We start from the raw sequence: 21,964 nt of genomic DNA, 5'->3' as shown, positions 1-21,964 counted from the left end.
TCTCCGATCCGGGGATCAGGTGGCGAGCGTGACGATGGAGACGTACGAGATGACGCCTCCCGCGCTCAGGCCGCCGATGGCGCTGAGAGCGGCGCTCCAGCTGAAGTCGGGGGCGTCGAGCGCCTCCAGTTCCCGCATGTCCAGCTGCTGGTCCAGCTCCTGAAGAGCCAGCTCCAGGGGCGCGGACGTGGTGCTGTTCACGGTCTGCATGTTGTTTCCCCCCTCCCGTGGTGTTTCGGGCCGTCCGCCGGCGATGGCCGGCGGAAGTCTGTGGTGGGCGGCTGACGGACGGCCTGGTCCATCACCCGCCGGATGTCGGCGAGCGTGAGCGCGCCCAAGGTGGGCAGTCCGTCACCCCACGCGCGCAGCGTGGACCGGGCGATCAGCTCCGTCCGCTCCGCGCTCGCATCGATGCCGCGTTCGATCAGCCAGGTGTCCAGCAGGGACTCGATCCCCTCGACCGGGTCGGCCGGGAGGGCCGGCAGGTGGACCGAGGTGACGGCCTGCCAGAGCCGGCGCAGCCGGGGCGCGGACCCCCAGCGGACGTCGCCCTCCGCGATGCGCCGCCACAGGGGTGGCAGCACGGCGGCGGCGGCCGTCATCTTGCGCAGGCCGAGGCCGGTGGACAGCTCGTTGGCGAGGTACCAGCCCTTGCAGGCGCACGGGTCGCGGCCCTGGTTGAACCACGGGCCGTGGCTCACGCCGCTGAGCTTGGCGATCTCCAGGCGCAGCGCGTCGCCGGGGGTTTCGCCGGCCCGCCGGACGGACGCCAGCGCGGCGCCGAGCACGGTCAGCCGCTCGATCAGCGTCAGGGTGAAGGCGTCCTCCGAGGGGAGGTCCCGCGGGTCCCCCACGTACATCCCGGCGACCCGGAAGAACACCTCGAAGACCCCCTCGGCGAGGAGTTCCACGGGCAGGGTCCGGGTGGCGACCGGGTCGAGCACCGCCACGTCCGGCTGGAGCCCGTTGCCGAGCACCAGGCATTTGCCGCTCGGTCCCGCGAGGCAGGCGCCGCCGCTCAGCTCGCTGCCGGTGCCGACGGTCGTCGGGACGGTGACGACGGGCACCGCGGGCTCCGCCTCGGCCGGGAGCAGCACAAGACCGCTCCGGCCGCGCATCACCAGCCGGTCCCGGACCACGGGAGCCGAGCTCATCAGGACGGCCAGCTTGGTCTGGTCGAGCAGTGTCCCGCCGCCGACGGCCACGACGAGTTCGCTGTCGCGCAGCCGCTCGGCCAGCGCCGTCACGCTCTCCAGCGTGCCGGGGCCGTCCGGTACTAGCCGCTGCACCGGCCGTCCCGCCCAGGCCGCGCAGGCGAGTATCCGGTCCACCGTCTCCGACTCGGCGACGGCCGGGTCCGCGAGCAGGGTCAGCGTCCGCCCCTTCTGGTGGGGCAGCCACTTGGCCAGTCCGCCGATGCCGTGCACCACCTGGGTGGGGCGTCGACCGCTCAGGTTCCACACCGTGTCCACTCAGACCGCCTCGGACTGCCGGGCGTGCGCGGCCGCCCCGGCCCGCACGCAGTCGAGGAGTTCGGTGACCTCGTCGTCGGTGTAGACCAGCGCGGGAAGGATCTGCACGCCGTTGACGCTGGGGTGGACGATCGCGCCGGCCTCGCGGATCGCGGCGACGACCTCCGGGACCTCCTGCTGCGGCAGCGGCTCTCCGTCGGGCGTGCTGAGCCGGATGGACCGGAAGCAGCCGACGCCCGTGGTGCCCGAGACCAGCGGTTCGGTGGCGACCAGGTCCGCCAGCCGTTCGTCCAGCACGGCCGACAGGCGCCGCGCGGAGGCGACCGCGTCGAGCCGACGCATCTCCTCCACGGTGGCGAGGATCGCCGCGCAGGTGACGGGCGTTCCGGCCTGGGTCTCGCCGTGGACGAACACGTCGCCGACCGCGTCGAAGGGTTCGGCGAGCGCCCTGGGCAGCAGGACGGCTGCCGCGGCGTGGGTGCCGTTGGTCAGGCCCTTCGACGTGATCAGCAGATCCGGCGGGGCCGGCCAGCGCTGGGAGGCGAAGAAGTCGCCGGTGCGGCCGAAGCCCGTGGCGACCTCGTCGGCGACGAGGAGGAAGCCGTGCCGGTCCCGGAGTTCGAGCAGCCCCCGAACGTACTCCGGGGTGAGGGGAACCGCCCCGCTGCCGAGCACCGGCTCCACCACGACCGCCGCGATCCGGCTGCCCTGCTGGGCCGCCAACCGGTCGATCTCCTCGACGGAGTTGGGGGACACATGGCGGACGAGCCGCTGGTCGACGCCGTAGACGGACTGGCCGAGGTTCTCGCCGGTGAGCGCGAACCCGCCGAACGTCAGCCCGTGATAACTGTCCCGCAGACCCACGACGAGCTTGCGCGCACCGTCCCCGCCCAGGGCGTGGTAGTGCCGGGCCAGCTTCATCACGAGGTCGTTGGCGGCACCTCCGGAGGTCGAGAAGACGACCCGGCCGTAGTGGTCCGCGCCCGCCGCCTCGACCAGCGCCCGCGCCGCACGCCTCGCGTAGACGTTCTCGTAGCGGAACACCGACAGGTAGGAGGCATCACGCAGGGCGGCGGCGCAGGCTTCCGCGATGGCCTCGTTGCCGAAGCCGAGGTTCGCGTTCCACAGGCCGCTGGTGCCGCAGAGCAGTTCACGGCCGTCCAGGAAGCGGATGCGGACGCCGTCCGCCGAGACGGCGCACAGGTCGTCCGCTCCATGCAGACGGGGTTCGAGCAGGGAGGGCCAGAGTTCGGTGGACATCAGGCGGCCTCCGCTTCCAGCAGCACAGCGGTGTGGCGGGGGGAGGCGGCGGGCAGGGTGTGCCGCGCGACGACGCGCAGTCCCGCCGACGCCAGCTCCCGGGTGAGGTCGTCGGGGGGCAGGACCCGGATGGCCGTGGTGAACGCGGGTACCGGTCCGTCCCGCGGTGTCTCGCGCTCGGGGGGCAGGATGGTGACCTTGCGAACCTCCTGGCCGGACCGCCAGTGCTCGATCATCCGGTAACGCCGGCCACTGGCACCCGCGGCCTCCAGGTCGAGGTCGTCCCCGTCGGCGCCGTCCACGTCGACCGTGGAGAGCAGGAACCTGCCGCCGGGCCGGAGGTGGGCGCGGACGGCCGCGTAGAGCCCGGCCCTGCCGTCGGCGTCGAGCAGCGAGACGGACGTCGTACCGAGGACGACGACGGCGAAGCCGGCGCCGCCGAGCGCGAACGCCGACATGTCTCCCTGGACCACGGTGCAGCGCCCCCCGATCCCCGCCGGGGCCTCGGCGAGCCGCTCCTTGAGGAGGACGACCATGCTCTCCTTCAGCTCCAGGGCCGTGACCTCACGGCCCAGCGCGAGCAGGGGGAGTGTCAACCGGCCGGAACCGGCGGCGAGTTCGAGGACCGGGCCGGGGACGGCACGGACGGCCCGGGTCAGTTCCCTGATCTCGGTGGTGTCGGCGGCGGCGAGGTCGTGGTAGACGGAGGCGCCTGCCTCGTCGTACAGGTCGTGCAAGCGGACTCGGTCGCCGTACCCGGCGAGGATCTCGCCGGCGAGGCCCGGGACCGCCGCGGTTCGGGTCGTCGTCATGCGGTCGCCTCCAGCACACGTGCCAGGGGAACTCCCTTGTCGGCGAAGAATGCGAGGACCCGCTCGACCTCGGCCCGGTCCGCGTGCCGCGTCGCGGCCTCGTCGGCGCCGAGGACCAGCAGCAGTTCCGTGATCTCCGCCGCCCGGCGGCCGAGTTGGAAGGTCCGGTCGAGGCCCGGGACCCTGGCGTACGCCCGCTCCGGCGTCCAGCACAGGATCGGCGCCTCGGCGTCGTCGGCGTTCAAAGGCCTCTCGGTGTACAAGGCACCTTCGGCCTCGGCGAGTTCGGGGACGAGCCGGTGGCCGAACCCTGAAACCCTGGGCTCCGTGATCCCCCGCGTCTGAAGGTCGCGCAGCACGTCCAGCGTCGTCAAGTAGCGTGCGAGCCAAGGGCGTTGGTGTACAGCCGGGCCGCGCACCTCCTCCGGGACGGCCGCGCCGAGCGGCACCGTGCCGGGCACCTCGCTCGCCGCGTTCAGCCGCTCCCACTCCGCGCGCAGGACGGCCGCCGAGTCCCCGGCGGTCCCCAGCCGCAACCCCTGCGGCGAGACCGAGACGCCGCCGTCCCGGCCCACGTAGAGCCTGGTACCCGGACCGTCACCGGGGACCCGGGCGCCGAGCGCGGAGAGGTCCGCGAGCTGCACGGCCGGGCTGACCGCGAACGCGGCGAACCGGCCCTCCGTCCGCGCGGCGTCGGCGTCCGCGAGGAACAGGTCGAAGTCCGTGTCGCCGGACATCCGCACGAGCGTCGTGCCGAGCAGCGACATGTACGGGCTGACGCCGTAGTCCTGGATCTGGAGGAAGAGGACGTCGTCGATCGACGCGTCGCCTTCCGAGCCGCTCAGCGAGCCCTCGTAGCCGACGACGGTGGCACCGGACCGGTCGTCGCGACCCTGCTGCACCGCCGGAGCCTCCGGGACGAGAACGAGCGTCCCCGGTCCCACGGCGTCGGAGCCGAGCACAGCGTCCAGACCGGCCGCGTCCTCCAGGACGACGGTGGCGGCGGTACCCGGTGCTTCAGCGGTCAGCGGGCGCCCGGTGACCCAGGAACGCAGGTGGTGGCCCACACGGGCGATCAGTTCCTCATTCACCGGAGTCCCTCCTGTCCGCGCCCACGGCGGCCAGAATCTGCTTCAAGTCGTCCATTGCAGCGCTCGCTCCGTAGAGTCGGCACACGCCCGTGAGGTTCAGCACGATTTCATCGACCCCGGCATCTCGATACTCGTCGAGCTGCTTCACGATCTGGTCGAGATTCCCGAAGACGAACGCCCCGGATTCCGCCATGAGCCGCGCGGCCGATTTCGAATCGCTCTCGGTGAAATCGATGCCCGCCTTTCCGAGCATGTCGATATAGTGCGGCGCCTGCATATGCGCCGCATTGCTCGCCAGCACGAAATCGGAGACGTCCCGGTCGGGGCGTTCCAGCGCCACCGGCACCATCGCCGTGATCCTCGGCACGGCCCGGCCCGCCGCGCTCGCCCCCTCCCGCAGCGCGGGGCGGACGACGCCGTCGACGTAGGCCGCCGGCGTGAGCCAGGTGATCGCCACGTCCGCGACCTCGCCCGCGAGGCGGGCCATGCCGGGTCGCAGCACCCCGAGCCCGAGGTGCACGGGCGGCGACATCGCCGGGCCCATCCCCGCGTGGCAGGTGTAGTACTCGCCGTCGAAGTCGACCGGGTCACCGCTGAGCAGCCCTCGGACCACCGTCATGTACTCACGGACCGCCGTGAGCTGGCTGCGGTAAGGAGCGCCGAGCAGGCTCTGCTGGAACGTCTTCGCACCCGGCCCGAAGCCGGCCACGACCTCTTCACCGGTCGCCATCGCCAAGGTCTTGACCTTGTGCGCGGCCTCGAACGGATGCCGCAGCGGCATCAGGGTGACTCCGAGGCCGGTCGGCACCCGGAATCCGGAACCGGCGAGAGCGGAGAACGTCTGGAAAGGCTCCATCAGCAGGCTCTGCCCCTGCCAGAGCCGGGCGGCTCCCGTCCATTCCACCAGCGCCGCGAAAGGAAGAACCTGTTCCGTCCGGCGCGGCAGAAATGGCACCAATACCGAGTAGTCCATTCATCCCTCCGGATCGCAACTCCTGGCGTCGACTTCCGACGTCGTGAATATTTCCAGAGGAATCAGTGAGCGCGCAACGACTTGCGCTGCAACTTGATGCAGGGGGAGCTTGCAGAAAAATGCACCCGGGTAATTCCTGCCCGGGGACCTGCCGGCCCCCGACACCGTGACACCCCCCGCACGCCGCCGGTACCCGCCCTCACTACGGCCCTCTCAGCGGCCCTCTCAGCGGCTCTCACAGCGGCCGGTGCGTCCGTAGCGCCCAGAACCGCACAGCACCTGCTGGAGCCCGTTCCAGGCCGAGCGGCAGGAGGGCGAGCACGGCGGGTACGGCCGCCACACTGAGCGCCACCGCGGTCCGAGAGGGCGCTTGGTCCAGGAAGACTGCCCGCTGTCTCCCAGTGAGTTCCTCGACGCCGGGGCGCTGCCTGACGGGTTGCCAGGCCGGTGAGCGCGTAGACGGTCCGCCGGGTGACCTGCACTGCAGGTCCTGATGTCGGTGCGGTGGCGCAGGATTTTCAACGGTTCCAGCGGAGCGGCGAAGCAGCTGACCTTGTCGGCCCTCGAAGAACGCCCGCCAGGCGCTGTCCCGCTCCGGGAACGAAGGGGCGTCTCCGGCGCCCACGAGCATCACGTGGGAAGTTGACGGTCCGTCTGCTCGAACGACGAAAGGGTGTACTCGACGACTGGAAACGTCAGCTGCGGTCGGTCGAGGCGCGAGTATCCCGGGCGACGCTCCACGGTGGCCGTACTCGCCGCGCCCGGGCTCCATACAGTCAGAGAGCCAACCATCATGGGGGCACAGACGCAGGGCCACAGACGCTGCCTGAGCAGAGCAAAGCCATATCGGCCGCGGTCACGCAGCTCGCAACGAAGGCGCACTGCTCATACATCCACTCGGTCTCGACCCAGCCGGGCGGCTCCGCACCCACCAGCACCCAGCAGTCGCGAAGGACCCAGCGCTGCCCTTGCCGCAGGGCGAGCAACCGCACGTACGCGTCCCTGTCATCCCCGCCGATCGAGCCGACGACCTCGTCGGGCTGAACGCGAGCGCCCATGTCGACCTCCCTCGCGTGAGCGCACTGCGATCACGAACAGCCCGTCGCTAGTACCCCCGACTGATTCTTCATCAGCCGCCGTCGCAGCTCCTCCGGTTTACGGGCCCCCAAGCCGACCCGTGCCCGACCACTCGCCCTGACACTCGTCGACCGTCTCCGGCCGGGCCGTCCAACTCCCCCTGGCGTGAACGCGTGCTGCCCACCGCTCTGCACGCTCACTGCACGCCTGCCCACCGGGAGCGATCTTGGTGTCTTCGGAGCGCCCTCAGAAGCGCTGCATCAAGGCACCAAAAAAGCAAAAGCCCCAGGTCACGGCGAGTGAGTCCTGAGGCTTCCACAGAGCCGCCTTCGGGATTCGAACCCGAGACCTACGCATTACGAGACCACGAGCGTTCATGTTGTGCGGTGTCTCGTCATGCTGCCCAATGGCGTTCTGCCTGATCAGAGGATGCGCCTCAGGTTGACCTGTACCACCCCGTGATGCACCGTCCAAAGGTGTCCGGCCACCGGGCGGCCACCGCGAGCGCTATGGCCACGAGCATTGCCGCCTCCGCTTGCCCGCCACACCGGTTGTGGCAGAGCTGCAAGTCCCGAGTGAACGGCATCAGCAACAGTTCACCGGACGTCGACGTAATCGGTGGCCTGGGTGCTCTTCAGGTACCGGCTTCCGGTCTGGCGGCTGAGGGCGACGGCCCACGTGCCGTCCTGTTTGGCGGTCACCATGCCGATGAGGTGGCCGGGCTTGTCGGTGCCCAGTTCGGTGACGTAGCGATATGTGGTGGAGCCGCGGGCCTTGAAGTAGAGCGTGGGGGCACCACCGCCGAGCGGCTTCCAGGTTGTGCCGTCCTTGTACTGGAGCGTTCCGCTGAACCGGATCGGCTGGTTCTTGCGGACCGGGTCGGGGGAGGCGTGGAAGCCGGTGATGCGGGTGGCGTAGCGGTAGAGGTGGACGGGCTTGGTGTTGTTGGTCGCCAGGTCGGGGTTGCCGTCGAAGCGGGCGCGCCAGTAGGCGTTGGTGTTCGTCGTGGTGAGGGTGCGGGCGAACTCCTCGTCGAACTGGGGCTTGTTGTAGCGGATCTTGATGGGGATCGTGGTCGCGTTCTTCCAGCCGCTCTTGCCGTCCTTGGAGTACTGCAAGGTGACTGTGGGATGGGTGGGCCAGTGCGCGCGTGCGTCTTCGTAGGAGACGTAGCCGGAGACCTTGAGGGACGCGTCGTCGTTGAGCGCTGCGCTCATGTCGATGTGGGTGGTGTAGGCGATGTGGAGGCTGAAAGGTTCGGTGGCTACCTGCTGGAAGGGCATGGAGGAGGTGCCGGCCACGAGTTGGGCGGTCGGCGCGGCGCTTTCGGAAGAGACGTGCAGCGTGTAGGAGCCTTGGCTGTCGGTGGTGGTCTGGCCTGCTACGAAGCTGGGAAGGCCGTTCGGGCCGAGGCCGAAGAGAGTGATCGCGGTGTGCGGCAGTGGCTGCCAGCCGGTGGTGGTCTGGATCTCGGCGCGGCCGATGACGGTGCCGGTGGCGCCCTGCTTCAGGTTCAGGGTGTGCGTGCTCGCGGTGAAGCGGACGGGTGCCTGGGTAGTGTGCAGGTGCTGCTTGGGGCTCAAGAGATCGATCGCGCCGGGGTAGTGGACGGAGGCCTCAGGTGCGGCCGTCAGGTCGATGGATGTCTGGACCGGGACGAAGGCGGCGGTGAAACGGCCGTCGGCCGTGCTGGTCGCGCTCACCCGGCCGCGCCCGGTCTCGATGTCGACGGGTATGCCGACGGCGGGAGTCGGGGTGTCCGGGTGGCGGGGGTCCGTGGCGAGGGCCGTGCCGCTGACGGCGACCTGCTGGTGGAGGTAGTCCGGCACGGCAGGCGTGGCGGTCAGGTCCGGGATCGTGACAAGGGTCTGATACTGCAGCGTGTGCGGTGAGAGGGCACCAGTGACGATCGTGCCTGACGCGTCCTCAAGGTCGACGGTCACCCGGTAGTCGCCGAGGTCGGCCAGGTGGACCGGTGCCCGCCACGTGCCGGACGTGGCGTCCTGTCCTGAGTACTGGGTGAAGTCCTCGGTGGATCCGGCTTCCGGTCCGCCTGCCGGCGCGTCCAGCGGATAGAAGTGCGCCGTGATGTGGGTCAGAGGACGGTCGGAGTGCGCGGTCACGAAGATCAGTCCCGGCTGGTACCAGCCGTCCGCGTCGGACAGGACAGGTCCGCCGGCGGCATTGTCCGCGTGGGCCGGGGAGAGGCCCGTGAACAGGGTGGCGGACAGGGCGGTCGCTGTGGCTGCCGCCAGAAAGGTGCTGCGTCTCAAGATGGTTCCCCCAGGGAATCGGACGACTTCGAGCGTGAGCTTAAGGATCGAAAACTTAGTGACGTGCTCTGACAGGGCGGCACTTGGGAGCGCCGCAGGGGCGGTTGGGCGACTTGCCAGCCCATCAACGCAGGCGCTCGCCCAGGATGTGCTTGAGCGAGCGCCTGAACGCCCTTTGTGGATCAGCCGAGTTGGCTGACAACAGGGTTGTCGCCCTTCGCTGCGGCGTCAGCCGTAGGCAGGGCCGTGTCGTAGATGTGGATGTCACTGACCTTGCCGTTGGCGTACTCGCCGTAGGTGCCCTGGTAGAGGCGACGGCCGATCTGGACGGGACCGGCGGCGTTCCAGGAGGTGCCGCTGTAGGTCTTGGTGCCGGACTGGCGGCCGTTGACGTAGAGGGTGAGTTGGCTGGTGGAGGCGTCGTAGACGCCGACCAGGTGGGTCCATTGGCCGATGGTCGGGGTGCCGCCGTAGACGGCCGTGAAGGACGTACTGGTGGTGTCGTCGTTGTGGCGGCTGAAGGCCCAGGCTTGTTTGGCGGAGGAGTAGTACAGCTGTAGTCCGTTGGCGTTGCCCGCGCTGTCGGACTGCGAGAGGAAGGTCGAATTGGCCGTGAGAGAGGCGGGGTTGACCCACGCCGAGACGGTGAAGCTCTTGGACGTGTCGACGGCCGGCCCGCTCGTGGCGGCGTACCCGGTGGTGCCCGAAAGGTTGAGGACCTTGCTGCGGGTGGTGTCGGTGGTCCAGGAATAGGCGCCGCTCAGGGTGGCGCCGAGGGTGCCGACGCTGTCCTTCGCGGTGGTGCCGGTGCCGTCGTCGAGAGTCCATCCATGGGTGGCGGTGTTGGTGACCGTGCCCAGGGAGACAGGGTCGCCGAAGATGTACTGGGGCGGGGAGACGAGGACCTTGCTCCGGATGTACGGGTATTCCGTGAGCTCGCCGTGGGTGTCCACGGCGTACAGGTCGGGGTTGCCGTCGGGTCCACCGGTCGGGCTGTTCAGGTCGCCCGGTGAGGCGACGACGGGGTAGGTGCTCGGTGACAGGGTCAGCGGCAGGTCGGCGTGTGTGGAGGCGTGCAGGAGTGCGGGCAGCCCGTTGGCGTCGACGGTGAGCGGGTAGCTGTAGAGCGCTCCGGTGGAGTTGTCCCGTGCCCACAGGGTGGGCGTGCCCTGGAACTTGCCGGGCGCGATCAGCGTGAGGCCTGACCAGTCGCCGTCACCGAGAAGGATCGGGTCGGTGAGGTGCTTGCCGTTGTTGCTCTGGTAGATCCACAGCTTGCCGTTCTCCACCGTGATGACGGCGGGGTGGCCCTGCTGGTTTCCGTAGACGTCGCCAGGTGCGATGAGTTGGGTGATGTTCCAGGGCGTGGCCGGGTTGTATCCCGCGCCCGCGCAGCGGCTGTCGGGAACGGTCGGCTGGCAGGGGTCCTTGGTCACGGGGTCGCCGGCTCGCTTGCCGATGTAGCCGGGGAAGCTGGACCAGGGGACGAGCTGGGCGGCGCTGTCGTCCGCGGGATCGAGGTCGTTCGGGACGACGTACAACTGGGATGTCTTGCGGTTGTAGGCGAAGAGGTCGTCGACGTCCGCGCCGTGCAGATTGCCGCGGTGGGCGACGAGGTAGTTGTTCCAGCTGGTTCCGTCGGGCGAGTCGGCCGGGGTGGAGACGAGTACCGGGCCGTTGATCGCGGGAGTCGTGCCGGACACCTGCCCCGTCTGGGCGGGTGTGGCGCTCTGGGCGGGATCGGTGTCGCCGGGGATCAGTTCGAGGTCGCCGCTCTTGGTGGTGGCGAGCAGGTCGGGTACGCCGTCACCGCTGATGTCACCGGGTGTGATTCTGGTGGCGGGGTTCCACGGCACGGTGAAGGTGTAACTGGCCGGAGCCTGGGAGATGTTGCCCGCGGCGTCGACAGCTGCGATGTACAGGGTGTGCACGCCCCAGGTGGGCAGGGTGACAGGGATTCTGCCGGTCGCGGTGCCCTGGCTGTCGGTGCTGGTGAGCGGCGCCGATGTGCCGGTGGTTGCGGTGGGCTGGCTGTCGAGACGCCACAGGAAGTGATCGACACCGCTGGAGAGGCATGCGCCGGGCGTGCAACTGCTGTCGGAGGGGGCGCCGTCCGCCGCGGTGACGGTGAAGGCGGTCTGGCTGCCGGTATAGACACCGCTGGCGGTGGAACCCGTTCCGACGGACGGAACATCGGAGTTGTCGGCGACTTCAGGAGTCTCCGGTGGGGTGAAGTCGGTCTTGAACCAGCAGTGGTCGCTGATGTCGGAGGTCAGGCTCAGGGTGGAGTTGTTGTCCTGGGCGTAGACGTCCCAGCCGTATTCGTGGCCGTCCTTGAGCGTGAACCCGACCGGCATGTCGGCGTCCGAGCCCGAGGCAACGTAACCGCTGTCGGGAGTGGAATCGCTGTAGGCGTTGCCACTGGAGTCAAGGACCGTACGGTCCCAGACATGGTAGTGGGCCTTCACGAGTTCACCGGAGACGTTCGCGTTGACGGTGGAGTGCAGTTGGACGTTGCTTCCGGCGTCGGAGTAGGTGACGGCACCGATCCAGCCGTCTCCGCTCGTGACGCAGGAGCCGCCGGCTCCGGTCGCAGCCGGCGTGGTGTGGAGGCCGGCCGGGATGTCCGGGGGGATGTCGAATCTCACGGTCATCGCGAGGGCACTGGACATCCGCAGATAGTCGTCGTTACTGGACGAGATGCTCTCGTTGCCGAAGAGGCCGACAGTCCAGTAGTCGCCGCTGGAGCTGTGGTATTTCGCTATCCGCTGGGCCTGGTCCTTCACTTGGAAGGACGCGGTGTGGTCGCTGCAACTGCTGCCGGAGTTGGACGCGCTGGGGATCGTGGTCTTGACGGGGTCGTAGCTGCCATCGACGGGGTCGGGCTTGTTGTTCCAGTCAGTGCCGGAGTCGATGGATCCGGTGGTGTGCAGGGTGATCGGCTGGTTCTGCGAACAGTCCCAGCTGGCCCCGTACGTGGAACTCACCGTGATGAGCGCGTCGTAGACCTGCATGGAGGGATCGAGTCCGCTGGTGGGGATGGCGTAGTACGAGCGTTCCAGACCCGTGCCGCAGATGCCGCCCCAGCGCTGATAGCCCACGCCCTCACCGACGGGCTGCGGCTTGTCGTACTGCGGGCTGTCCGAGCAGGTGGAGCTGGAGTAGACCTCGTCGTAGTGGCCGGAGGTCTTGCTCACGGGGTTGCTGAACGGGTCGATGTACACCGGATAGGTCGTGTCCGGGTCGTTGAGCACAGCCGTGTCCGGTGCCAGCGTGAGACCGCTGGAGGTGGTGCGCATCGACACCGCGTCCACGTTGGCCCCTTCTCCGGGACCGTCGACGGAAGACGTCGCCGGGGCGTCACCGGTCGCGGTGGAGGCTGCCGCGGATGCGGTCTTCGTCAGCGCGTTCGGCGGGGTGCTGGAGTCCCACATCAGCGGGCGGGGGCTGACGTAGGCGACGGAGCCGTCGCCGGCGGTGGCGTCCATGCCGCCCGAATCCGTGGCGGAAAGGGTCAGGCCCTGGGTGGAGGCGGCCTCGGTGAGCTGCTTGATGTGCGGGTCGGCGGCGGCCGTTGCGTCATGGACGACCAGCACATCGCTGAAGCCGCCCTGGTCGGTGACCGACACGGACAGATCCACGCCGGGCAGCACCGACTTGTACACGGCCGTGTCGTCGCTGACGGTGGGCGCGGGCAGGGTGAAGGGCATGGTCAGAGCCATGCTGTGCCCGTCCTGGTTGGTGAGGGTGACCAAGGGGCCGTTGCCGCCGCTGGAGAGGGCGACGTCGTTCGGTGTGGCCTTGGGTGACAGCGTGCCGTCGGGATTTGTGGCGAGGGTGGCGTCGACGGGCGTCCAGACGCCGTCCTTTCGGACTCGTACCGGCATGACGTTGGTGGTGGAGGTGAACATGCCGTCAGGGTTGGCGGTGACGGTGGAGGTTTCCGTCGTCAGCGACTCGACGGGCACGTCCTGGCCGCTGGCGACGGCGTCGGTCTGGGCGGCCAGCAGCGGATCGGCCGGCGCCGGATCGTCGGCGCTTGCCGAGGTGGCGGGAACGGTGAGCAACAGGCCTGTCAGCGCGGGTATCAGCGCCAGACGGCGTATCAGTTCTCTTCGCTTACGCGGCTTTCGGGCGTATCCGGACAACACGAAACAGCTCCCCCTCTGTTTGCCAACACTTTGCATTAGTGATCTTCGTCACGTTTACGGGTGTTGAGGATGTGACAGGCAATGCACGTGGTGTCTGGTTTGTCGCTAGGTGATGATGTTCGCCCCTTCATGGAAAAGGCACACCAGGCACTCAGTTGGCATACGTGATCGCCACATGGTCGGCACAGGGTATTGAGTTGCCCCCTTCCCATCAATAGCCTCCCGTCGATCACGCTTCCCGTGTGATCGGGGTGGGACGGTCTGTCAAGGCCGCTGGTCATGGGGGAATTGAGTGAGCGGCAAGCGGCGTTGGTTTGCGAGCGTCCAGCACCGGATCTGGGGCAGAGCTCTGACTCTTGCCACGGCGACGGTCGCACTGATGGCGCTACTGGTGCCCATCGCGGTGGCCCAGGGCGCCGTCGTAGGGCCCTACCGCTTCAAGGGCACGGTGTGGAACCCGAAGACCCTGCCCAGGACTCCGGCGGTCGGCAGCCATGCCTTGCACCAGCCAACTACCGCTCACCCCAAGGGCTACAAGGCCGTCAGCAAGTATCAGGCCGTCAAGCCGACGTGGCCTACGGCCGGCACGAAGACGGTGTCCCTGACGCACACCACCCAGTCCGACAACAGCGCGTCCACCACCGCTGCGTCGCCGAGTTCGTCATCCAGCCCCGCCGATGCTTCAGCCGCGGCCACCAAGTCGGCATCCACTCCTCCGTCGAGCACGCGCGTCGTCCCGGTGACGAAGCCCGTCAAGGCAGGCGGCCTGCCGGTATGGGTGGCTCCCGTCCCGACATCCGGCCAGAATTCCGGCTCCGGCACGGCAGTTGGCCCGGCTTCGGTACAGGTGAAGGTCGCATCACACACCCAGGCGCTGAAAGCCGGCGCCGACGGAATGCTGCTCGCCTTCACCCGCGCCGGCGCGAAGTCCGGCAGTGGCCGGGTGCGGGTGGTCATCGACTATGCGTCGCTGGCCAAGGCGTACGGCGGCGGCTTCAGTTCACGGCTGCGGCTGTATCAAGTTCCGGCCTGTGCGCTGACCACGCCTCAGCTGAAGCAGTGCGAGACGCGGACCCCCATCACCTTCACCAACCGGGCGACCGCGGACCAGTTGACCGCCACGCTCACGCTCGGCACGTCCACCGCATCGGCATCGCGTGCCGCGAGTAGCACGACCGAGGCGACGACGATGTCCGCGGCCACCACGGCGGTGGAGGTCACCTCTGGCAGCTCCGGCTCGCAGGGCAGCTACGCCGCGACCTCCCTGAATCCGTCGGGCAGTTGGCAGGCCTCCGGGACCGGCGCCTTCACCTACTCCTACCCGATCGACGTCCCGTCCACGATCGGCGGCAACGCCCCGTCGGTGGCCTTCTCCTACGACTCGCAGTCCGAGGACGGGGAGACCTCCGCCCGTAACTCCCAGGCGTCCTCGATCGGCGACGGCTGGAGCTACCAGCCAGGCTTCGTCGAGCGGACGTATCGTTCCTGCGGCGGACTCCTGAACAGCAGCGGGAACAAGATCCTCAAAGGGTCGGGGGACGAGTGCTGGGCCGGTGACAACGCCACGATCTCCTTCGGCTCCCACTCCGGACGACTGGTGCCCGACGGCACCGACTCCACTGTCCCGGGCGAGATCAAGCAGTGGCGGCTGACGGGCGACGACGGAACGCTGGTCCAGGAACTGTCCGGCGCCGCCAACGGCCTGCAGGACGGTGTCTACTTCCGCGTCCTGACCACGGACGGCACCGCCGCGTACTTCGGGGCCGACCACTCACCGACCGGCCCCGGCCCGTCAGGCGCGATGCAGTCCGGCACACCTGGCGACTCCTCGACCGACTCCGCCTGGGGTATACCCGTACTGCACCCCGAGTCGAGTGACCCGTGCTACGACTCCACCAAAGGCAAGGCGTCGCAGTGCGACAAGCACGAGGGCTGGCGCTGGAACCTGGACTTCGTCGTCGCGCCGAGCGGGTTCGTACAGCGCTACGACTACACGACCGAGAGCAACTACTACGACCTCGGCGGCGGCCAGGCCGCGACCGGTGACTCGGGCACCCTGACCTCCTACGTCCGCGGCGGAAAGCTCGACAGCGTCTCCTACGGCTACAAGCTCGCCGACGAGCAGACGGGGCGCACCCCCGCTGGTCAGGTCACCTTCACGTCCAAGCAGCGTTGCCAGACCACGGACACCTTCACCGACTGCTCCGCCGGAAACCTCAACGACAACACGGCCCCGCACTGGCCCGATGTGCCGTGGGACCTGCACTGCGACTCCACCGACACCACCACCTTGCCGTCCGGGTCGACCTCAGTACCGACCAACGTCTGTATCACCGGGGGACCGACGTTCTGGTCCACCACCCGCCTGGACAGCATCACCACGAAAATCCATGTCAAGGACTCGTCGACGGACGCTCTGGTCGACGTCGACAGCTATCAACTCGGGCAGGTGTACTCGGATTCCGGCGGCACGGTCGACCCGGTCACCGGCACCACCGTCGACCCCAAGGACGCGGGCTCCCTCCAGGCCGTGATGTGGCTGCAGTCGATCCAGCACACCGGCAAGGACACGTACAACAACGGCAACAGCGACATCAAGCTGAACCAGGTCTCCTTCACCGGTACGGAGATCGACAACCGGGTCAACGACACCTCCCCCTCCGCGCCACCGCTGTACCGGCCGAGGATCTCCTCGATCCAGACCGAGACCGGCGAGTCCATCGCCGTCGACTACAACGCCAACCCGTGCGCGAACAAGACTCTGTCGATCTCGGCCGCGGACGCGAACACCAACTCCTGCTATCCGGTCTACTGGACGGTCCCGGGGGCTTCGAAGCCGATCGCGGACTGGTTCAACAAGACCACCGTGCACACGGTCACCGCGTCCGACCTGACGATCGCGGCCCAGTACAAACCGAACTCCCAGAACATCCCGGCGGGTTCGGAGACGCAGGTCTCCACCTACAGCTACTCCGGGCCCGCCTGGCACCGGGACGACTCCGCACAGACGGACGACCAGTACCGCACATGGGACCAGTTCCGCGGCTTCCACACCGTCACGGTGCAGACCGGGCAGGCCCCTGAGCCGGTCACCCAGCAGACCACTACTTACCTGCAGGGCATGGACGGCGACTACAAGTCCGACGGCACCCGCCGCTCGGTCAGCGTCGACGCCAAGGTCGGCGGCTCCACGGTCCAGAGCGTCACCGACGCCGACCAACTCGCCGGCACGGCCCTCCAGAGCGACACCTACACGGCGGCCGGCGGGACCATCGACGCCGTAACCGTCAACGGCCCCTTCACCTACACCACCACCGCGCACACCAGCCAGACCCCGTGGACGGACTGGACCCAGGACGACAACCCCGGCGACACGAAGCCGAGTCTGTCCACGCTGCCCGACCTGACCGCCTACCGCATCAAGTCCAGCCAGTCGCACGGCTACGCGCTGCTCGCGAACGGGACATGGCGCCACACCCGGACCGACACCGCCTACGACAGCCAGGGCCGGGTCTCCACCGTCGACGCACACGGCGACGTCAGCGTGGCCGCACAGGAGAAGTGCGCCACCACCACCTACGCGACGCCGTCGTCCAGCAACACCATGACCCTGTCCTACCCGGACCAGGTCACCTCCGTCAGCGGACCGTGCGGCACCGCGGCCTCCGCCGGCACATTGCTGGCGGACAAGAAGATCTACTACGACGGCGACGGCACCCTCACCAGCCTGGGCACCTTCGGACAGCTCGACCAGACCTCCAGCACCGCCGTCGGCCAGGCCAGCGCCGTACGCACCGCCACCGGCTACACCGGCACCACCGAGAACTGGCAGACCAGCTCGGCCATGACGTACGACGGCGCCGGCCGCATCACCGACACCCTCGACGCCACGGGTCAGAACACCCACACCGCGTTCACCCCCGCATGGTCCCTCCTGGGCGGAAACACCGACCCGACCACCATCACAACCACCAACTCCCAGAACTGGAAGGTCACTTCCACCCTCGACGCGCTGCGCGGCCTGCCCACCGAGAACGTCGACGCCAACAACCGCAAGACGGACATCACCTACGACGCTCTCGGGCGGCGTACCGCGGTCTGGCTCCCGGGCCGCGACAAGTCCTCGGGCCAGAGCGCCGACGAGACCTTCGCCTACTCCATCAACCCCGGCGCGGTCGGCGCCCCCGGCGGCACCGTCACCGCACCCGGCGCCCCCTCCGCCGTGACGACGAAGTCGCTGCGCGAGGATGGCACGTACGCCTCGTCGATCACCATCTACGACGGGATGCTGCAGCCGCGCCAGACGCAGGCCACGGCCGACGGCGACACCAACTCCGGCCGGATCATCTCGGACACCTTCTACGACTCGCACGGCTGGCAGACCGCTTCGTTCGCGCCGTACTCCGAGCCGGACAACAGTCCGTCCACCACCCTGTACGCGGCGAACGAGAACCAGATCCCGTCGGAGACGACGACCGCCTACGACGGCCAGGGTCGCCCGGCCACCAGCACGCTGTGGCACCAGGCGATCCAGCAGTGGCACACCACCACCAGCTACCCCGGCGCCGACGAGACCGACACCACCGCCCCGACCGGCGGCCGCTCCACCGCGAGCTACACGAACGCGCTGGGGCAGACCACCAAGAGCGTGGTCAAGAACACCGGCAGCACGGTCAAACTCACGCAGGGCCAGGTCATCCCGTCGGGCACGTCACTGACCTCGGACAGCGTGCGGCTCGCCATGCAGGCCGACGGCAACCTGGTGCTGTCCTCCCTCGCGACCGGCAAGACCCTGTGGTCCACCAGCACCTCGGGCAACCCGGGGGCCTTCGCCACCTTGCGGAGCGACGGCAACTTCGTCGTCTACGACGCGGGCGCCACCACAGCCCTTTGGTCGACCGGAACCACCACCGGCACCGTGATGCAGATCCAGAACGACGCCAACATGGTGCTGTACGACGGCACCGGGGCCGCGATCTGGAAGACCAACACTTGGAACCTGGCCGGCGAAGCCGACGCCACCACCGCGTACACCTACACCCCGGCCGGCCAGGTCGACACCATCAAGGACAGCGCCGGCAACACCTGGTCCTACCACTACAACCTGCTGGGCCAGAAGACCTCCCAGACCGACCCGAACACCGGCACCACCAGCTACGACAAGTACGACGTCGTCGGCAACCTGCAGCAGACCACCGACTCACGCGGCCAGGTCCTCTCCTACGCCTACGACTGGGACAACCGCCCCACGGCCGAGTACAACAGCGCGTGGTCGGCCACACCCGACACCTCCAAAGAGCTCTCCTCCTGGACGTACGACACCCTGGCCAAGGGCTACCCGACCTCGTCCACCCGCTACGTCGGCGGGACGACCGGGTCGGCGTACACCCAGGCGGTCACCGGCTACAACACGGCCTACCAGCCGACCGGCACCACCCTGACCGTCCCGGCCGCCGACGGCTTCGCCGCAGCCGGACAGTCCACCGCACCCACCAGCGGCACGGTCACCTACACCGCGTCCGCGTTCTACACCCCGACCGTCGGACTGCTGTCCACCTTCCGCTACCAGGCAGACGGCAACCTGCCCGCCGAGGACATCGACTACGGCTACACCCAGCAGGGCAACCTCGACGGCATCGGCGGATTCATCACCGCGGCCAACACCCCCGACTACCTGGACACCGCCGTCCACGACCCCTTCGGCCGGATCCTGCAGACCAACTACGGGACCACCGGCAAGGAACTGGCCACCTTCGCCCAGTACGACGCCACCACCGGCCGGGTCACCCAGACGTCCAGCATGCTGCAGACGTCCACCACCGCCCTGGACGTGGCCAACTACCGCTACAACCAGGCCGGCGAGATCACCGCGATCGACGACCTGCAGAACAACACCACCCACGACACCCAGTGCTACACCTACGACTCCTTCCAGCGCCTGACCGCAGCCTGGACGGACACCGCAGGCATCACCAACTCCTCCAGCGCCCCGGTCGGGAGCGTCGGCGGCTGCAACACGGGCTCCGTGCAGACCACCACCACGGCCCCCGTCACGGCCGGCACGGTCGGCGGCCCGGCACCGTACTGGCAGACGTACACCTACGACCTGCTCGGCGACCGCACCGGCATGGTCAACCACGACACCACCGGCACCGCGGCCAACAACACCACGCAGACCACCGCCTACACCGGCACCGACGGCACCACCGCCGCGACCCTGCCCGACCAGTCGGGCACCACGACCAGCAGCAACCCGACCACCGGCACCGCCACTTGGACACCGACCTACACCGACCCGGCGTACAGCAACAAGAACGCCGGCGACACCATGACCCGCAAGGTGTCCACCACCGGCCCAGTCAACACCGGCTTCACCCTCTCCGGCGGCGGCAAACTCTGCATCGACGACGCAGGCGCCTCCACCACCCCCGGCGCCGTGGTCCGCACCTACACCTGCAACGCCTCCGCCGCCCAGAACTGGACGATCGGCACCGACGGCACCATCAAGGTCCTCGGCACCATGTGCCTGGACACCACCGGCAACGCCACCACCGCCGGCACCCTCCTGGTGCTCGACACCTGCAACAGCGACGCCACCCAGAAGTGGAAGGCCACCAGCACCGGCACCCTGGTCAGCAACGCCAACAGCGCGATGTGCGTGACCGACCCCGGCGCCAGTGCCACCATCCGCACCCAGCTCACCCTCGCCACCTGCGGCAGCGCCGGCCAGACCTGGACCACCGCCGGCACCGGAGCCCTCCCGTCCGGCCAGACCCAGACCCTCACCTACGACGCCGAGGGCCGCACCGCCACCGTCGCCACCGGCTCGGGCACACACACCAACACCAGCAAGTACCTCTACGACGCCGGCGGCAACCTGCTGGAACAGACCAGCGCCGTCGACGGCACCGACAAGACCCGCATCCTGTACCTCTTCGGCGGCGCCGAACAGATCACCCTGAACGTCTCCGCCAAGACCTGGACCGGCCTGCGCAACATCACCGGCCCGGACGGCACCACGATCACCCGCTCCAGCAGCGGCACCGTCACCTACCAGGTCGCCAACGCCCAGGGCACCGCCACCACGGCCATCGACGCCGGCACCCTGGCAGTCACCCGCCGCTACTACGACCCCTACGGCAACTCCCGCGGTACCAAACCCACTTCATGGGTCGCCGCCGACGAGAACCACGGCTACCTCGGCCAACCCACCGACGCCACCACCGGCCTCGACCTTCTCGGCGCCCGCAACTACGACCCCGCCCAGGGCCGATTCCTCACCCCCGACCCCCTCTTCGAGGCGGGTGACCCGAACCAGATGGGCGGCTACACGTACGCGGGAGACAACCCGGCTTCGGGAAGCGACCCGACCGGCCTGGCCCTCGACGGCTCTGGGTCCGGTGGTAACCAGAAGGAAATCGACAACTACTGCAATCAGTTCCCCAACTCCGACATGTGCGGCGGCGGAACGAAGACATCCGGTCATGGCAGCACCGACAACTCCAACGGCGGAGGAGGAGGCGGCGGAGGCGGCGGCAACGGCGGAGGCGGCGGCGGTTGCCAGGGCTTCGTCGGTTGCCTCGGACACTATGTGGACAAGGCCGCGCCTTACGTCGCAACCGGCATCGTGGTGACCGTCGTAGTCATCGGCGTCGGCGCCTGCACCGTTGAGTCGGGCGGCATCCTCGCCCCCGGCTGCGCCGAAGCCGGCGCGACCGCTGTCGTCGCTGCCTGCGGCGCCTTCACAGGCGACTGCGGGCCGGGCGGGGACGGTGATCCGGCCGGCGAGGACGCCGCCGAGGACACACCACGCACGGGCACGGGCGACGCCGCAGCCAAGGCCGGAGCCGGCGCCAAGGCGATCGACGAAGCAAGCTCGGACATCGCCGACATGGCCGACCTCAAGAGGGCAAACGCCCAGGAGCGGGCGAAGGAAGCGGACGCAGAGGCGGCTCGGCCCAGCAAGCCCGAAACCGGGGAAGCGGGGACCAAGCCTGCCAGCAGGTGCAGCTTCTCACCCGACACACCCGTCCTGCTGAGCGACGGCAAGACCAAACCGATCGGCAAGATCAAGACCGGTGACAAGGTCGAAGCCGCCAACCCCAAGACCGGCAAGCACCAAGGCGCCCACACTGTCCAACACGTGTGGATCAACCACGACCACGACCTGCTCGACCTCACCATCCGAACCGAGGACGGCCACACAGCCACCCTCCACACGACCGCCAACCACCCGTTCTGGGACGACACCACCCGCACTTGGGTCCCCGCCGGCAAACTCCACGAGGGTGACGCCCTCAACACCGCCACCAACGGCCACGCCTACGTCGTCTCCACCCAGCCCACACCCGGTTCGGCAAACCGGTGGAACCTCACCGTCGAGCAACTCCACACGTACTATGTCGTGGCGGGCGGGGTCCCGGTCCTCGTTCATAACACGAGCCTCAAGTGCGATCTCAACGATGGCTATTTGTATCGCGGGCTAGCCAAGGGGCATCACGAGTATGATCCTGCTTCGCAAGGCCGTGCGGTGCCCCGTGGTACTGAGACGAACATCCTCAATCACACGGGTGGAAATTTGACGGACTCCGTATTTACCTCCTGGTCGGATGATCCAGAGGTCGCTCAATTCTTTGCCAATAATCTGGGGGACAATTTCGTCGGTGAGGGCGTGATGCTGCGCATTCGGGTGGAGAATGTCGAGCCTGCGATAGGACCGTCGAGAACCATTCAGATTCATGGCACGGATTACGAAAGAGAATACGAAGACGAGCACCTTGTCCTCGGGGAAGTGTTGGCCGACGACATCAGCTTCGACTTCGGGAATACTTGGTCACCCCTCGTGAGGCGATGAC

General features: G+C 68.5%; 9 protein-coding genes. 1 reads left to right on the top strand and 8 read right to left on the bottom strand.

Features of this window, described 5'->3' with window-relative positions:
* Positions 1-15: 15 nt before the first annotated feature.
* The 8 genes from JHN45_RS11490 to JHN45_RS11455 form a co-directional block, all read right to left on the bottom strand.
* Positions 16-201, bottom strand: a complete 186-nt coding sequence (locus JHN45_RS11490; protein WP_200712699.1) for a daptide-type RiPP — start codon at positions 199-201, stop codon at positions 16-18.
* Positions 198-1,472, bottom strand: coding sequence for a daptide-type RiPP biosynthesis dehydogenase (gene mpaC / locus JHN45_RS11485; RefSeq protein ID WP_307783079.1), 1,275 nt, complete (start codon positions 1,470-1,472; stop codon positions 198-200). The genes JHN45_RS11490 and mpaC overlap by 4 nt, the downstream gene beginning before the upstream one ends.
* Entirely contained in the window at positions 1,473-2,732 is a 1,260-nt protein-coding gene (gene mpaD / locus JHN45_RS11480) for a daptide-type RiPP biosynthesis aminotransferase (RefSeq protein ID WP_200712698.1), read from the bottom strand. It abuts the gene before it with no gap.
* Positions 2,732-3,544, bottom strand: coding sequence for a daptide-type RiPP biosynthesis methyltransferase (gene mpaM / locus JHN45_RS11475; RefSeq protein WP_201048942.1), 813 nt, complete (start codon positions 3,542-3,544; stop codon positions 2,732-2,734). The genes mpaD and mpaM overlap by 1 nt, the downstream gene beginning before the upstream one ends.
* Positions 3,541-4,635: a daptide biosynthesis RiPP recognition protein gene (gene mpaB / locus JHN45_RS11470; RefSeq protein WP_201048941.1), complete on the bottom strand. Its 1,095-nt coding sequence runs from the start codon at positions 4,633-4,635 to the stop codon at positions 3,541-3,543. The genes mpaM and mpaB overlap by 4 nt, the downstream gene beginning before the upstream one ends.
* Positions 4,628-5,608, bottom strand: coding sequence for an LLM class flavin-dependent oxidoreductase (locus JHN45_RS11465; RefSeq protein WP_200712695.1), 981 nt, complete (start codon positions 5,606-5,608; stop codon positions 4,628-4,630). Before JHN45_RS11465 ends, mpaB begins: the two co-directional genes overlap by 8 nt.
* Positions 5,609-7,281: 1,673 nt before the next feature.
* Positions 7,282-8,958, bottom strand: coding sequence for a hypothetical protein (locus JHN45_RS11460; RefSeq protein WP_201048940.1), 1,677 nt, complete (start codon positions 8,956-8,958; stop codon positions 7,282-7,284).
* A 182-nt stretch (positions 8,959-9,140) separates the two neighbouring features.
* On the bottom strand, positions 9,141-13,109 hold the full coding sequence (locus JHN45_RS11455) for a LamG domain-containing protein (RefSeq protein WP_201048939.1): 3,969 nt from the start codon (positions 13,107-13,109) through the stop codon (positions 9,141-9,143).
* A 379-nt stretch (positions 13,110-13,488) separates the two neighbouring features.
* On the opposite strand from JHN45_RS11455, the gene JHN45_RS11450 reads away from it, so the two are divergent.
* Positions 13,489-21,963, top strand: a complete 8,475-nt coding sequence (locus JHN45_RS11450; RefSeq protein WP_201048938.1) for a ricin-type beta-trefoil lectin domain protein — start codon at positions 13,489-13,491, stop codon at positions 21,961-21,963.
* Position 21,964: the final 1 nt, after the last annotated feature.

Source organism: Streptomyces sp. MBT53 (assembly GCF_016654115.1).
Classification (GTDB): domain Bacteria; phylum Actinomycetota; class Actinomycetes; order Streptomycetales; family Streptomycetaceae; genus Streptomyces.
This window is presented reverse-complemented; position numbering and strand designations above follow the sequence as displayed.